The 15,220-nt window shown below is 59.3% G+C and carries 13 protein-coding genes and 1 tRNA gene; 6 read left to right on the top strand and 8 right to left on the bottom strand.

All coding sequences use genetic code 11. The annotated features are described in order from the left end of the window. The first annotated feature begins 1 nt into the window (after window position 1). Together glpK and V5D86_RS06715 are read left to right on the top strand one after the other, a co-directional pair. Window positions 2-1,513, top strand: coding sequence for a glycerol kinase GlpK (glpK, locus tag V5D86_RS06720; protein ID WP_414595916.1), 1,512 nt, complete (start codon window positions 2-4; stop codon window positions 1,511-1,513). 30 nt (window positions 1,514-1,543) lie between these two features. Beyond that, window positions 1,544-3,238, top strand: a complete 1,695-nt coding sequence (locus V5D86_RS06715; RefSeq protein ID WP_414595915.1) for an FAD-dependent oxidoreductase — start codon at window positions 1,544-1,546, stop codon at window positions 3,236-3,238. A gap of 99 nt (window positions 3,239-3,337) precedes the next feature. Here the strand turns inward: V5D86_RS06715 and V5D86_RS06710 are convergent, their stop codons facing one another. Beyond that, complete coding sequence (locus V5D86_RS06710) at window positions 3,338-4,315, bottom strand: hypothetical protein (protein ID WP_414595914.1); 978 nt, start codon at window positions 4,313-4,315, stop codon at window positions 3,338-3,340. Window positions 4,316-4,582: 267 nt separating this feature from the next. Between V5D86_RS06710 and V5D86_RS06705 the strand changes: the two genes are divergently transcribed. Further along, a complete protein-coding gene (locus V5D86_RS06705; protein WP_414595913.1) occupies window positions 4,583-4,831 on the top strand; it encodes a hypothetical protein in 249 nt (82 codons plus the stop codon). A 15-nt stretch (window positions 4,832-4,846) separates the two neighbouring features. Here V5D86_RS06705 and V5D86_RS06700 read toward each other — a convergent pair. The 5 genes from V5D86_RS06700 to ilvB (V5D86_RS06680) form a co-directional block, all read right to left on the bottom strand. Beyond that, window positions 4,847-4,919 (bottom strand) — tRNA-Pro (locus V5D86_RS06700). Window positions 4,920-4,963: 44 nt separating this feature from the next. Then, window positions 4,964-6,283: a CCA tRNA nucleotidyltransferase gene (gene cca / locus V5D86_RS06695; RefSeq protein WP_414595912.1), complete on the bottom strand. Its 1,320-nt coding sequence runs from the start codon at window positions 6,281-6,283 to the stop codon at window positions 4,964-4,966. Window positions 6,284-6,337: 54 nt separating this feature from the next. Beyond that, window positions 6,338-8,011 carry a biosynthetic-type acetolactate synthase large subunit gene (ilvB, locus tag V5D86_RS06690; protein ID WP_414595911.1) on the bottom strand — a complete coding sequence of 558 codons (1,674 nt, stop codon included), beginning with the start codon at window positions 8,009-8,011 and terminating at the stop codon, window positions 6,338-6,340. A 62-nt stretch (window positions 8,012-8,073) separates the two neighbouring features. After that, window positions 8,074-9,504: an ATP-binding protein gene (locus V5D86_RS06685; RefSeq protein ID WP_414595910.1), complete on the bottom strand. Its 1,431-nt coding sequence runs from the start codon at window positions 9,502-9,504 to the stop codon at window positions 8,074-8,076. A 149-nt stretch (window positions 9,505-9,653) separates the two neighbouring features. Then, the gene (ilvB, locus tag V5D86_RS06680) at window positions 9,654-11,312 is read right to left on the bottom strand and encodes a biosynthetic-type acetolactate synthase large subunit (RefSeq protein ID WP_414595909.1); all 1,659 of its coding nucleotides are present in this window, start codon (window positions 11,310-11,312) and stop codon (window positions 9,654-9,656) included. 203 nt (window positions 11,313-11,515) lie between these two features. On the opposite strand from ilvB (V5D86_RS06680), the gene V5D86_RS06675 reads away from it, so the two are divergent. The 3 genes from V5D86_RS06675 to V5D86_RS06665 are packed head-to-tail and all read left to right on the top strand — an operon-like array spanning window position 11,516 to window position 14,193. Then, window positions 11,516-12,535, top strand: a complete 1,020-nt coding sequence (locus tag V5D86_RS06675) for a type II glyceraldehyde-3-phosphate dehydrogenase (protein ID WP_414595908.1) — start codon at window positions 11,516-11,518, stop codon at window positions 12,533-12,535. A gap of 9 nt (window positions 12,536-12,544) precedes the next feature. Then, entirely contained in the window at window positions 12,545-13,777 is a 1,233-nt protein-coding gene (locus V5D86_RS06670) for a phosphoglycerate kinase (RefSeq protein WP_414595907.1), read from the top strand. Window positions 13,778-13,821: 44 nt separating this feature from the next. Further along, window positions 13,822-14,193 (top strand): hypothetical protein, encoded by a 372-nt coding sequence (locus V5D86_RS06665; RefSeq protein WP_414595906.1) that lies wholly within the window; start codon window positions 13,822-13,824, stop codon window positions 14,191-14,193. A gap of 158 nt (window positions 14,194-14,351) precedes the next feature. On the opposite strand, the gene V5D86_RS06660 is transcribed toward V5D86_RS06665, so the two are convergent. After that, window positions 14,352-14,696 (bottom strand): type II toxin-antitoxin system PemK/MazF family toxin, encoded by a 345-nt coding sequence (locus tag V5D86_RS06660; protein WP_414595905.1) that lies wholly within the window; start codon window positions 14,694-14,696, stop codon window positions 14,352-14,354. Then, window positions 14,693-14,923 (bottom strand): AbrB/MazE/SpoVT family DNA-binding domain-containing protein, encoded by a 231-nt coding sequence (locus V5D86_RS06655; protein WP_414595904.1) that lies wholly within the window; start codon window positions 14,921-14,923, stop codon window positions 14,693-14,695. The genes V5D86_RS06660 and V5D86_RS06655 overlap by 4 nt, the downstream gene beginning before the upstream one ends. Window positions 14,924-15,220 lie beyond the last annotated feature (297 nt).

Below are 15,220 nucleotides of genomic sequence, written 5' to 3'. Positions count from 1 at the left end.
CATGAGATTCATACTATCCATCGATGCAGGCACGACCAGCGTCCGTGCGATGCTCTTCGGTCACGAGGGGCAGGTGCTGGGCGTGTCCCAGCGCCAGTTGAGGCAGATGTATCCCGAGCCCGGCCTCGTGGAGCACGACCCGGCCGAGATATGGGCTCTATGCAGGGAGACCACGTCCGATCTCCTCTCCCGTCCGGGAATCGACCCGTCCGAATGCGTGGCGGTGGCGGTGACGAACCAGAGGGAGACCGCAGTGATGTGGGACCGCGACCTCGGGACGCCGCTGTGCAACGCGATAGTCTGGCAGGACCGCAGGACGGCATCCTTCTGCGAGGGACTGATCGCCGAAGGTCTGGACGACGGGATCTTCCGCCGTACCGGACTCCACATAGACCCATACTTCACGGGGACGAAGCTCAGATGGATGATCGACAACGTCCCTCGGGTGTCAGAGTCCGTTGCCGCGGGAAGGGCGGTCGCGGGTACCGTCGACTCGTGGGTGATCTGGAACCTCACAGGGGGAAGGGTGCATGCGACAGACCATTCCAACGCATCCCGCACGATGCTGTTCAACATACGCACCCTGGACTGGGACGACGAGCTCCTGTCCATCATGGGCGTTCCCAGGGACATACTCCCGGAGGTGCATCCGACCGGGCATGTGTTCGGATACACCGACCCGGCCGTGTTCGGGATAAGGGTCCCGATCGCAGGGTCCATGGGCGACCAGCAGGCGGCCCTCCTCGGACAGCAATGTCTGTCCGAAGGGGACGTGAAGGTGACGTTCGGGACCGGAGGATTCCTCCTGATGAACACAGGGCCGGAGCCGGACCTGTCCGAGAACGGTCTCCTGACCACGGTCGCACGCACGTCGGACGATTCCGTGTCCTACGCGGTGGAGGGCTCGATATACATCGCGGGAGCGGCGATACAGTGGCTCCGCGACGAGCTGCAGATCGTGGAGGCGTCGGCGGAGACCGAGAGGATGGCCGAGAGCGTGCCGGACACCGGGGGGTGCACGGTCGTGCCGGCATTCACAGGTCTGGGGGCCCCGCACTGGGACCAGGGGGCCCGCGGCATGATAATGGGTCTGACGAGGGGCACAAACAGGAACCATCTGGCCAGGGCGACGCTGGAGTCGATCGCGTTCCAGGCATGCGATGTCGTCGGGGCCATGATGCGCGACCACGGCGGGGAGACCGAGGCGATCCGCGTGGATGGGGGTGCCAGTGCCAACGATTTCCTCTGCCAGTTCCTCGCGGACATAACGGGCATAAGGGTCCTCCGTCCGAAGGTCATAGAGTCGACGGCGTTGGGTGCCGCGTACGAGGCGGGCCTGACTGTGGGCTTCTGGAAGGACGTCGACGAGCTTCGTAGGAACTGGATCCTCGACCGCGAGTTCATCCCCTCGATGGATGTGGACGAGAGGGCCAGGAGGCTGCGGAGCTGGTCGAACGCGGTGGAATGCGCCAAGGCATGGTCCCGCATATGCGGCGACGATGAGAGGTGTTGACTTTTTAACGCCGTTTATCGATACGGCACCATGAAGGTCGTCATCGTGGGCGGTGTCGCTGGCGGAGCATCGGCAGCGGCCAGGCTCAGAAGGCTGGACGAGAGTGCGGAGATCGTCATGCTGGAACGCACGGGATACGTGTCGTACGCGAACTGTGGACTCCCGTACTACGTCGGCGGGGTCATCAGGGACAAGGGGAAGCTCACTCTGCAGACGCCCGCATCGTTCTCCGCCAGGTTCAACGTTGATGCCAGGGTCAGGAGCGAGGTCGTCTCCATAGATCGCAGGGCGAAGACTGTCAGGGTCAGGAGCACCGTGGACGGCTCGGAGTACGATGAGCCGTATGATTTCCTGATTCTGTCACCCGGAGCGAGGGCCATCAGACCGGACATACCGGGCATCGACGATCCCCGTGTCATGACCCTACGCACGGTGGAGGACACCCTTGCCATGCGTTCCATCGTGGAGCGGGACTCCCCGAAGCGGGCTGTCGTGTGCGGTGCCGGATACATAGGACTGGAGGTCGCCGAGAACCTGGCGGACATGGGCATCGACGTGACGGTGGTCCAGAGGTCCGACCACGTCCTGCCCCCGTTGGACAGGGACATGGCTGCAGACGTTCATCATGTGCTGCGCTCGCACGGGATCAGGCTCGTTCTGTCCGATGCGCTGGAGGGCTTCGAGACGGTGGACGGACTGAAGGTGTGCCTGAGGAGCGGGGAGAGGATCGATGCGGACCTGGCCGTGGTGGCGCTGGGTGTCGTTCCGGACACAGGCATAGCAAGGGATGCGGGCCTGGATCTCGGGGTGAAGGGGGCCATCGTGGTGGACTCCCACATGAGGACCTCCGACCCGTCGGTCTATGCGGTCGGGGATGCCGTGCAGGTGTCCAACTTCGTCTCCGATGTTCCCTCCAACATCGCATTGGCGGGACCTGCCAACAGGCAGGGGAGGATCGCCGCGGACAACATCGCCGGAGGGGATTCGGAGTATAAGGGGTCCCTCGGGTCATCGGTGATCAAGGTCTTCGACATGACGGTGGCGACGACTGGCCTCAACGAGAGGCTGGCTAAGGATGCGGGCATCGGATACGACAAGGTCTACACGTACTCAGCGTCACATGCCACATACTATCCGGGTGCCCGGAACATGTCCGTGAAGCTGCTGTTCGATCCCGTCACAGGGACGGTCCTGGGGGCGCAGATCGTCGGATACGAGGGAGTGGACAAGCGCATAGACGTCATTGCCACGGCGATCCATGCGGGTATGACCGTTGATGACCTGGCTGAGCTGGACCTGTCGTACGCGCCCCCGTACTCCTCCGCCAAGGACCCGGTCAACTATGCGGGGTTCGTCGCGATGAACGTCATGAGCGGACTAGTAAGCCAGTATTTCTGGGACGAGCTGGACGGGAAAGTCGCGGATCCCGGCGTCACGGTCGTGGACGTGCGTTCCCCGAAGGAGTACGCGGAGGGGCATCTGGACGGCACGGTCAACATCCCTGTCGATGAGATCCGCGACAGGATCTCCGAGATCCCGGAAGGGAGGCCGGTGTGCCTGGTCTGTCACAGCGGTCTCCGCAGCTACATCGCGGCGAGGGTACTGGAGCAGAACGGGTACGAGTGCAACCACCTTGCAGGAGGGTTCAGACTGTACTCCTCGGTCGTCAGGGACATCGAGGTCGGGTGCCCGGGGGACCATCCATGTGGCATAAGATCAGATTGATGACACGATGAGGATGTTTGCATCGGCATCGTCCGCAGTCGGACGGATGTAAAAACGGGTTTACAGGCCGACCCGTCGTCCACGGGGCGGCCCGTTGGATCAGAACGTCTCTATGAGCGTGCAGTGGTCCAGTGTTATCACGGATGTTCCAACGAGCTCGTCCCCTTCGTACGCCTCGATGTATTTCGCGAAGACGAGTCCGTCGAAGCTCGTCCAAGTGGTCGTCTTGGTCGTAGATCCGTCGATGGTCTCGGTCTCGGTGGTCACCCACGCATCCGTCAGACCGCCGATGCAGGTGTACATCTTTGTTTTCACAGGGGTGTCGGCATCGTCCTTGAACACGAACTGCCTGAGTTCATCATCGGTGAACGGCACATCCTCGAACGTCGCCTGTCCGTATTGCATGTCTATCAGAAGGTCGGAGGTCGTCGGATCGACGGACTTCACGATGAACTCGCTGATGAAGTTCCCATCCGGGAACTCGCCGGACGAGGTCGAACGGTATCCGATCCTGTCGCCTGCCTGGAAGGTGGTCCTGACCCCGTAGTCCTCCGCGTCGCCCGGGGCGTCTCCGAGGATGGTGGACGACTTCAGTATGACGGATGTGGTGCTTCCGTCGGGGGAGGTCATCTCGACCTTGTACGTGACCTTCCCGCCGTACCATGCGAGGCAGTCCATGACGGTCCCGTCCTCTCCGGTCATCTTGTATGACATGACATCGCAGTGCTTCTTTCCGAAGGGCGTGTCGATCGTCTCGCTTCCCACCTTCTCCATGTCATACTCATTCTTCATCTCGGGTCCGACGACCGAGGGGTCGTCCGATATGAAATTGGTCACGGTCCCGTCCTCGGACGTCCACTGTATGAGGTACTTGTCCTCCCACTCCGCCAGGATCCTGATGCTCATGGTGCTCTTGACACCATCCTTGGTGGATTCCAGTTCCTTCAGGTCACCGACGGTCGGTTCACGATAGTCGGACGAACCATCGTCCCCGTCCATGTAGATCCATGAACCCAGAAGTATGACGGCGATGATGACGGCCGAGACCGCCATCAACTTGACGTTGTCTTTCTTCATGCGATCGGATTGGGATGTGCATTTAAAAACCAATTGCATAAATCTTCCCTTGCATCCGTCCGTGGACGGCCTTTCGCACTGGAATGGCGGTGGACAAATGCCTGATTGCCATTAGCAAGGAATCGAGATTGACGACTCTGGCGAATATGAGACCAGGTGTCATCATTATGTGATTTTCAGCGGATTATTCTGTTAGTATTGATACACAGGATACATATTATATACGGGTTATACGGATGGATGTGCGGGAGATTCTTCACAGATAACATGGCCGAGAGAAGAAGGACATCGATAACGTTCCCTGCAGAGATCACGAAGCGCGGGAACGCCCGCTACATAACGGTCCTCAAGAGCTACATGGAGATGCTCGGAGTGGCCGAGGGCGACCTGGTGGACGTCACCATCACCATCCCGAAGGACATGGAGGGAAGGGACGACGAGCGAGGCAGGATCATTAGCGATCGGGACGAGGCGTACGGGACCGATCCGTCAGCGGTCGGTCATCCCGTCGGATAAGTAGTCGTGGAAAGGTGGGTCTGCCCGGATTTGAACCGGAGTCAATGGCTCCCAAAGCCACAAGTATACCAAGCTAGCCCACAGACCCGCGCTTCCGCCGATTGCATTTCGGTAGATAAAGCCTTTGTTCGGTCAGCGTTCCCACGGGAGTCTGGGGTCCAGGAGCTCGCCGATCAGTGCGGGGTCCGCGGATGCCAGCGTCATGTCGTGGTCAAGTATCCTCATGGTGCCGGTGTCGAGGTCCTTCCCGATCCCGGAGATCGCGACCTCTCTTCCCAGCATATCCATGGCGCTCTCGTAGGGCCTCTCCGCTATCACGACCCATGCCCCATCTTCTATGAAAGGCTCCCCGTAAGGGCTGCCCTTCCATTTGTCTAGGAACGGTTCGGCCTTCACCCACACGGGAGGACCCCTGTGCCTGCGGGTCTTGGACAGCCTGTCGTCCTCCAGCTCGAACATCACGGCCATCTCGGTATCGCTCATGCCGTGCACCGCGCGCAGGACGTTGAACGAGAACTCGTCCAGCTTCTTCCGGACGGCGTACTGGGTCTTCCACAGCTGGGACTGGAGGTTGTCTTCGATCCCCTCCGGTCTCTCGAACACCAGGGTCACCAGCCTGGATCCGTGGGACTCCGTCATCTTCGAGAGCTTCTCCGCGGACAGGGGGGTCCTGGGCCGGGGGAAGAAGAACTCCTCGCGCGGTTCCTCCAGATAGCTCCTGGATGCGGCTATGAACAGCGATAGCGTGTCCACATGGACGGCGGACGCCACGTTCCTCCTGCTGTCCACGGGGTCGTACACGACGAGGGCTCCGGTCATGGACGGACCCCTGCCCTCGATCTCCACGACTGTGCCTTCCTTCCATTTCGCGGCCGCCTCGAGGACCTTCCTGAACGAGCCGTACCTCACGACGAGGAGCTCGCACAGGTATCCAGAGAACCCTCTGGAGTCCTGTTCCGCGCCGTATGCGCCAATCCCTTTCATGAACTTCTTCAGGAGGCGCACCTGGTCGCATCCCTCGTCGGTCAGATGCGACCTTATGAACGCGGTGTGGAACGGGGTGCGGTCCACCGCGGATTTTAGGTGCTCGGTGCTGTCCAGACGGTAGCACGGGACCATGTCCACGTCGACCCCCTCGAACTTCCCGCGGGTGTACGGGTGGTCTGAGAACATCCTCTCCCCGTGGAGGATGTCCTCGCCGGCCTGCAGGCCGATCCTCTTGAGGTCCTCCGGATCTATCTCGGGAGGGAACATGAGGAACATGTCCAGGTCCGGGTCGGAGAGGTAGGTGTTTTTGGAGAACGAGCCTGCGAACCTGGCCTCGACGTCTATGCCGCGGGCTCTGACGTACTCCTCGACCATCCCCTTGAGGCGGTCCGCCTTCCCCTGGATGGAGCTGACCTGCTCCGGCGTGGGGACTATCCTCTTCAGAACCGACTGCTCCAGATCCATGATGACCCGACCGACGACCAACGATTAATGCGTTCTGATGTCCACGGACGCGGTTCACGCACCGAATCCGCAGCGTCCCATGACCATGTCGGCCTTGGGGTCCGCAGGGACCATCGGGAGCGCATGCTCGTCGGGATCGCACATTATCTCCACGATGCAGCTCCTGCCGCAGTCCTTGGCCTGCTTCAGCGCATCAGCGATCTCCCCCGGCTTCTCCACACGTATGCCCTCCGCCCCGAAGGCCTCCGCCATCTTGACGAAGTCCGGGTCGCATTTCAGGGTGGTGGCGGAGTACCTCTCGTTCCAGAACAGCTTCTGCCACTGCCTGACCATGCCGAGCGTCCCGTTGTTGAGGAGTACGACCGTGATCGGCAGATCCTCCGCCAGCGATGTGGTCATCTCCTGCATTACCATCTGGAACCCTCCGTCCCCGGTGATCGCTATCACGTTCTTGTCGGGCCTGGCCGCTTTGGCGCCTATGGCCGCCGGCAGTCCGTATCCCATCGTGCCGAACGTCCCGGACGACAGGAGCTGGCGGGGCCTTTCGATGTTCAGATAGTGCATCGCCCACATCTGGTTCTGTCCGACGTCGGTGGTTATTATCGTGTCCTTGTCGATGAACTTGTTCAGCTCGTGCATGACCGTCTGCGGGGCTATTGGGACGTTGTCCAGCGTCATGTCGCAGCAGCATCTCCTCTTGGCCGCTTTCGCCCTCTCGCTCCAGTCGGTCACGGTGGAGGTCGTGCCGAGGCGGTCCAGGATGATCCTCAGCGCCTTCCCGCAGTCGCACAGTATGTCGGCGCTCTGATGCCCGTGCTTCCCGAACTCGGTCGCGTCCGTGTCGATGTGGACGACGCGTCCGTGGGGGTCCTGCATCCTGCACCTCTTCCCGTACGTCCTGTCCGAGAACCTGCTGCCGACGGATATCACGAGGTCCGCGTCGTTCATCATGGTCAGCGCGGACATCCTTCCGTGCATGCCGAGGGGACCCATGTTCAGCTCGTACGACGAGGGAACTATGCCCATCCCCATGAGCGTCACGTCCACGGGGGCCCCGAGGCGCATGGAGAGGGCCATGACCTCGTCGACGGCGTTTACCGCCCCGCCTCCGCAGAGGATGACCGGGCGCTTGGCATCCCTGATCCATTGTATGGCCTCGTCGAGGTCCCTGAGGTCCTCGGCACGGGGCTTGATGAAGTACTCCTCGTCCAGCAGGGACTCGTCCACGGACGAGTTCATCTGGTCGACGGGGAGGTCTATGTGCACCGGTCCGGGCCTTCCGTCCTGGCATATCATCCAGGCCTCCTTGATCGCGTGGGGGAGGCGGTTGACGTCGAGGACCCTGAAGTTGTGCTTCGTGATGGGCATGAGGAGACTGTACGCGTCGACTTCCTGGAACGCTCCCAGGCCAAGGGATCCGACGCCCACCTGTCCGGTCAGTGCTATCATCGGAATCGAGTCCGCATACGCGGTCGCGACCCCTGTCACGAGGTTGGTCGCACCGGGTCCGCTGGTCGCGATGCACACCCCTGGCCTCCCGCTCGCCCTCGCATACCCGTCCGCCATGTGAGCGGCGCACTGCTCGTGCCTGACAAGGACATGTCTGAGGTTCGAGTCGTACAGCTCGTCGTATATCGGAATCACACTTCCGCCGGGGTATCCGAATATGGTTTCGACACCCTTCCTCTCGAGCATTGTGACTAGAGCCTTGGTCCCCTTCATTGTCATCGGAGGTTGGATTCATGCTTTACTTAAAATGTTAGCGCGAAGGTATGGTGGACGGTCGGCCGTCAGGCATCCGGAAGGTCCCTGGCGGGATCGGCATCCAGTCTCGATTTGAGTTCCTCGATGTAATCCGGAGGGGGTATTTCAGGGAGTCTCGCATCCTCGAAGAAGCAGGGTCCGAACAGGGGGTAATGGCGTATCCCGTCCTCGTCGATGAACAGGTTCGAGTTGGAGACCTTGATTCCTGTGAGGTTCCTGTCCGCCTCCATGAGTTTTTTCAGAGAGGTTGCACGCTTCTTCCTTCCGGATTTCACCTCGATGACCGATAGTTTTCCGTTAATGTTCAGCACGAAATCGATCTCTTTGCGGGCTTGTGTGTTGCTGTGATAGTAGACTGTGTATCCTTTACGGACAAGGCATTCGAACACGGCATTCTCCATGACAGCTCCGTTGTCACATTTTGCTGCACCCATCACACCGAGCGATCCCTGGAGGCCAAGGAGCATGACCATCACTCCCGTGTCCTTCATGTAGATCTTGAACGTGTTCCCGTCCGTCTTAAGCACGAATGGTTCGTAGACACCTTGGACGTTGTTGCAGAAGTCGATTATCCCAGCGTTCTCGAGCCATGTTAGTGCGGGGCCGTATTCGCGTTGGCCATTTCCGACTATCCCCTCGATTTTCGCATACACGAACGAATTGTTGTTCTCTGCGGAGATCTGCCCTGGGATCGATTTGAGACAGGCCAGGATCTTTGCCTTCTCGCCATTGCTGGATGCGTATCTGAGGGAATCCTCTACGATCTTCGAGTACAGTCCTGTCAGAACGTTGTATGCGTCGCCGTACAGGTTGTTCTTGGAGTATGCTTCTACGGCGGCGGGCATCCCTCCAACGGTCACGTATCTCTTGAACAGGTTGGTCATTCTGCTCAGTATGAAATCATCCACGGGGATCATCTGCCTGATGTGATTTCCTATGGTCCTCGTTTGTTCAGGGGAGTATCCCAGTGCCCAGAGAAATTCTTCAAAATCCATAGGGGACATCCGATACTCTTCGATGTATCCGAGCGGAAACAGTCTAATCTTCGTCCTTTCGTTTTTTCTTTCGGCACTATTGCTTCCCAAGGTGTGGCCTAGCATGGAGCCAGAGCAGATGATATCGCAACGTCCATCCTGGGCAAGGGGTTTTAGGGCGGATTCGGCACCAGGGCATGCTTGGATCTCGTCCATGAAAATCAGGCAATCTTTGTCAAAGCGGATGGTGGGATAAGTTACACTGAGCCTTTCGTAGATACTTTTTGCGTCAAGATTGCCCGAGAATATCTTTTTTTGTTCAGGCATATCTTCAAAGTTGAATTCGAGAACAGTGTTGTAATGATTACGGGCGAACTGCCTGATGGAATATGTTTTACCAACTTGGCGAGGTCCGCGGATAACAAGAGGTAGATGCTCGCGTTCTTTCCATTTTTCGAGAATCTGTTCCACTTTCCTCTTCATGATTGTATATATGTTATTGATTATTTAAATTTCTCTGCAAAAAAGCATCTATATTGCAGAGAAATCTCTGCAAAAAAGCATCTATATTGCAGAGAAATCTCTGCAACAATGAAAATCGGTCGAGGGAGGGGATTGAGCCCCCTCCTGCATCAGAAGTGGCAGTCGCCCTTGATTATGGGGATCTTGGGGTTCATCGGAAGCATCGGGAGGATGTCCTCGTCCGGGTCGACCATGATCTCCACGACGGTGGTGACGGGGGAATCGAGGGCTTCCCGTATCGCCTCGCGGATCTCGTCGGGCCTCTCGACGTGGATGCCTCTGCACCTGAATCCCTTGGCGACCTCCACGAAGTCGGGGTTCGCTCCGAGGAGCTCCGCACTGAACCTCTCGTTCCAGTAGTGCCTCTGCATCTGCCTGATCATCCCGAGATGTCCGTTGTTGAGGAGCACGACGGTGACGGGGAGGTCCTCCGCGACGGATGTGGAGAGCTCCTGGATGACCATCTGCAGCCCTCCGTCCCCGGTTATGGTCATGACCTTCTTGTCGGGCATGGCCGCCTTCGCTCCGATGGCCGCCGGCAGTCCGTATCCCATCGTGCCGAACGTCCCGGACGAGAGGAAGTGCCTGGGCCTCTCGATGTTGAGGTAGTGCATCGCCCACATCTGGTTCTGTCCCACGTCCGTGGTGACTATGATGTCGTCGTTTAGCAGGGAGTTGATCTCCTGCATGACCCTCTGGGGCTTGATCGGGACGGCACCGTTGTCAGGGACTATGTAGCTGTCAGACTTGAGCTTCCTCGCATGCTGGCTCCATTGCGCCCATCCCAGGGGCTTCGATCCCAGGGCGCATATGAGCGCCCTGATCGCCTTCACGGCGTCCGCCTGGAGGTTGACGCACTGGTGCTTGTGCTTCCCGAACTCGGTGGGGTCCACGTCTATGTGGATGACCCTCCCCTCCTTCATGCGGTCATGGTGGCTGTACGTCCTGTCGGAGAACCTGCTGCCTATGGATATTATCAGGTCGGCCTCGCTGGACAGCTCTATCGCCGTGAGCCTTCCGTGGAGTCCCAGCGGGCCCATGTTCATCTCGTAGGATGCCGGGACTATGCCCATCCCCATGAGGGTGTTGACCACGGGGGCGCCGGTGAGCATCGCCAGCTCCATGACCTCCTTCGAGGCGTCCATTGCACCTCCTCCGACCAGGATCAACGGTCTCTTGCAGCCCCTTATCCATTCGACCGCCTCGTGGAGGCCGCTGAGGTCCTCGCTCAGGGGCTTCACCCCGTAGGGCTCGTCAAGGAGCGCCGGGTCCAGGTCCATGCCCATCTGGTCGACCGGGAGGTCGATGTGGACCGGCCCCTTGCGACCCATCTGGCATATGTCCCACGCCTCGCTGATGGCATGCGGGAGCCTGTCGATGTCCAGGACCCTGTAGCTGTGCTTCGTGATCGGCATCAGGAGGCTGTAGGCATCCACTTCCTGGAACGCACCCAGTCCGAGGGACCCTGCCGCGACCTGGCCCGTCAGGGCGATCATCGGGACGGAATCCGCGAACGCTGTCGCGATCCCGGTCACGAGGTTGGTGGTACCGGGTCCGCTGGTCGCCAGACACACGCCGGGCATGTTCTTCGCCCTAGCGTATCCGTCCGCCATGTGAGCGGCGCACTGCTCGTGTCTGACGAGGACGTGCCTTATGTCGGAATCCAGAAGCTCGTTGTAGATCGATATTACGCTCCCGCCGGGGTATCCGAAGATGGTGTCGACTCCTCTGTCCTCGAGCATCGTAAGGAGTGCTTCCGTGCCTCTCATAGACCTTTCTCCGGTCCTGGCATCGGGGATTCGCGTTATAATCTTGGTGTCATGCCGCCGTTCCCATGGCATCCATCCACTTCCGTCATCGGTGTCCGCGGCATCCCGCAGGCCCACGGACGCGGGGACGCTCGCCTCCGATCCCCGTCTCCCTCGCATAACCCTAATAAATGCTATGTCCATCGAGGTTCCAGGTAATTTTCATGTCGAAGGTCAGGGTAGGAGTCAACGGCTACGGCACGATCGGAAAGAGAGTCGCGACCGCCATCGCCAAACAGGACGATATGGAGCTCGTGGGGGTCACCAAGACCAGGCCCAACTACGAGGCCAAGGACGCGCTTGCGAAAGGTTACGGTCTGTACGTCCCCGAGGAGAGCGTCGAGGCGTTCGCCAAGGCCGGGATCCACATAGACGGGACCGTCAAGGACATGCTCGGCAAGGTCGACATCGTCGTGGACTGTACGCCCGGGTCCCTGGGCGAGTACTACCGGGACATGTACAAGGCCGCAGGCGTCAAGGCGATATTCCAGGGCGGGGAGGACCACAGCCTCACCGGCATCTCCTTCAACTCCACCGCCAACTATGCGGAGTCCTGGGGAGCGCAGCTCTCGAGGGTCGTGTCCTGCAACACCACCGCCCTCCTGAGGACCCTGTATCCCATCGACAAGGCGCTGAAGGTGGAGAACGCGTATGTCACGATCGTCCGCCGTGCCGTCGATCCCGGGGACAGCAAGGGAGGCCCCGTCAACGGCCTCGAACCCTCCGTCAAGCTCCCGACCCATCACGGACCGGACGTGCAGAGCGTCATGCCCTGGCTGAACATCAACACGATGGCCGTCAAGGCGTCCACGACCCTGATGCACGTGCAGACCGTCGTCGCTCAGCTGAGCCAGCAGAGCACCACCGAGGAGGTCATCGACATACTGAGGAGCGCCCCCAGGGTCAGGCTCGTGAAGGCGTCCGACGGCATCAAGTCCACGCCGCAGATCATGGAGCTGGCCCGCGACCTCGGAAGGGACCGCTCCGACATGTACGAGATCGTCGTCTGGGAGGATGGCGTCAAGGTCGTCGGGAACACCTTGTATTACTATCAGGCGGTCCACCAGGAGTCCGATGTCATCCCCGAGAACGTGGACTGCATAAGGTCCATGTGCAAGGTCACGCAGGATGCCTCGGAGTCCGTCGCCAAGACCGACGCGTCCCTCGGTATCGGCAGGGAGTGAGGCGGGACCATGGAGAAGGAGTTCAACACGCTCGGCGATTTCGACTACAGGGACAAGACCGTTCTCCTGAGGGTCGACATCAACTGCCCCCTCGACAAGAACACCCTCAGGATCGTGAACGATGCCAGGATAAGGAGGATCGTCCCCACGGTGAGGGAGCTTGTCGGGAAGAGGGCCAAGGTCGTCATGCTGGCTCATCAGAGCCGCAAGGGAGGATGGGACTTCATCCCCCTGGAGCAGCATGCTGCACTCCTGTCCAAGCACCTGGGCATACCCGTCGAGTACGTCGACGATGTGATAGGCGACGATGCCGTCCGGGCCATCAAAGGGCTCGATCCCGGGAGCATCCTCCTCCTGGGCAACGTCAGGGGCATTGACAGCGAGACCGCCAAGGGCGACATGATGATGCACTCCGAGGGGGAGATCGTCAGGACGCTCGCACCCCTCGCGGACTACTATGTGTGCGACGCGTTCGGCGCGGCCCACCGCGCTCAATGCTCGTTGGTCGGGTTCGAGCCCCTGGTGCCGTCCGCGTCCGGAAGGCTGATGGCAAAGGAGATCTACGCTCTGAATGCGATCTTCGGCAATCCCCGCAGGCCGTCGGTGTTCATCCTCGGAGGGGCGAAGTTCGGGGATGTGTCGGAGATGATCGACAGGGTCCTGGGAAGCGGCATGGCCGACACGGTCATCCTGGTGGGACTCGTCGGCAACGCATATCTGCTGGCACGCGGGGTCGATATCGGTGAGGCGAGCATGAAGGTCCTTCAGGACGAGCTCACCCCGGAGAACCTCCAGGCCGCCAAGGACATCCTGTCCAGATACGGCCAGAAGGTCCTGTTGCCCGTCGATGTGGCCGTGGAGAGGGACGGCAGGCGCGTGTCTGTCAATATCGGCGACCTCCCGACGGAGGAGCCTGCCCTGGACATCGGGGACGCGTCCGCAGAGAAGTTCCGCAAGGTCATCGTATCGTCGAAGACCAGCTTCATGTCCGGACCGTCGGGGATGATCGAGAAGGAGGGCTTCGAGGTCGGGACCCGCATCATGATGACGGCCATGGTGGACAGCGGAGGCCAGTCCGTCATAGGAGGGGGACACACCGGAGGAGCGGCCGAGAGGTTCGACCTCGCGGACAGGTTCTCCTACGTGAGCACGGGCGGAGGTGCGCTGGAGACGTTCCTCCTCGGGAAGCCCCTGCCCGTCATCGAGGCATTGAAGCATTCGAAGAAACGGTTCTCGCAGTGAGTCCTTTAGAAAGCCTTTATAAGTGGAATCAGGATGCGGACGCGATGGCCAAGAAGAAGAGGCGGATCATGGAACAGGCGGAGGAGGAGTACGAGTTCACTCCGACCGAGTTCAACGAGAGGGAGTTCATCCTCAAAGACATCTACATGACCAAGATTTTCATGGTCGTAATGGTCATAGGACTGGCTGCCGGGCTTCTCGGAGCCGTCATCACCAACGCCATCGATAATTACGGGTGGATCGTGGCGACCGTGGTGGTCTTCATCATCTGCGGACTGCTCGGAAAGATCCTCGGGGCCGTCGGGTTCAGGATGGATATGGTCGAGACCAAGTCCATGATGGGCAACTACCTGCTGTACCTCGCGCTCGCGCTCGGAATCTGTATCCTGTTCATCAACCCTCCCTTCAACCTCTGAAGGGAGGTCATCCAAACGCTTTGAAACCCCAATTTCCGATTCTAGGAGACGACTCTCATCATATCCCGATATCGTCTGATTGGTATCGCAATCTGGCTCCCTATCTCGACTTTTACAGCGCGATGGCCGAGTGATACCCGACCATCGCGCTGTAAAAGTCAAGCTGGTAGTCTTTCGACCATGCCGACTATGATATCCAGGACCTCGTTCAGGACATCATCTGGTGCTTTTTCGATGAATTCCGCATACCTTGCGGATAGGTCGACGGTCCTCATCTGATCGCACATTATGTATCCTCTGATCTTCTGTCCCTCGAAATGCACTCTGGTCGGATACCCCTTATCTGCCGAGGTGATGGGACACACGACCGCCATGGGTCTCATCAGACGGTTTGCGACCTCGTTAGATGCTATTATCGCAGGACGCCTTCCGATCTGCTCGTGCCCTGCCCTTGGATCAAAATCGAGCCAGATTACATCGCCCTGAACAGCACTGTAACTCACCAGAACACTTCCTTTCCGACGGAAGACTCGTCCAAGCCTTCGGTGTCATAACTGCCCTGGAATCCTTCTGCCCTTTCGGCCAAGGGGATGTGGGGAACGGCCTTGCATATGGTAAGCTTCCCGTTCGATACGATGAAACGCACCTGGTCTCCCTCACGGAGACCTGCGGATTCCATGTCGCTTTTTGGAATCCTGACAGCACAGCTGTTGCCCCATTTCTGAATCACATTGACCATTGTATATACATAATATATACATATTATTTTAATGTGCCTCGGAGCCTTGTTTCAATGCTCCATGAGACCACGGCGGACGAGTACATCAGGTGATTGAGCGCCCCTGTCGGAAGGGGAGGATATAGATCTGGGACTCCGGTGGCTGGTCGATGCTGTCAGGAAAGAGTGAACTCTCTAAAACTACACATTTTTGATGTTTCTGATCGATTACAGCCCTATCTCCGATTCCAAGGGCATAAGTCGTGTTTCTGGAATCGGGATTCAGGGTCGGATCCCTTCTTCGTCAAG

The organism is Candidatus Methanoprimaticola sp. MG2, from assembly GCF_047501175.1.
Lineage (GTDB): Archaea > Thermoplasmatota > Thermoplasmata > Methanomassiliicoccales > Methanomethylophilaceae > Methanoprimaticola.
The sequence above is the reverse complement of the archived record's forward strand: the minus strand, read 5'-3'. Positions and strand labels throughout refer to the sequence as shown.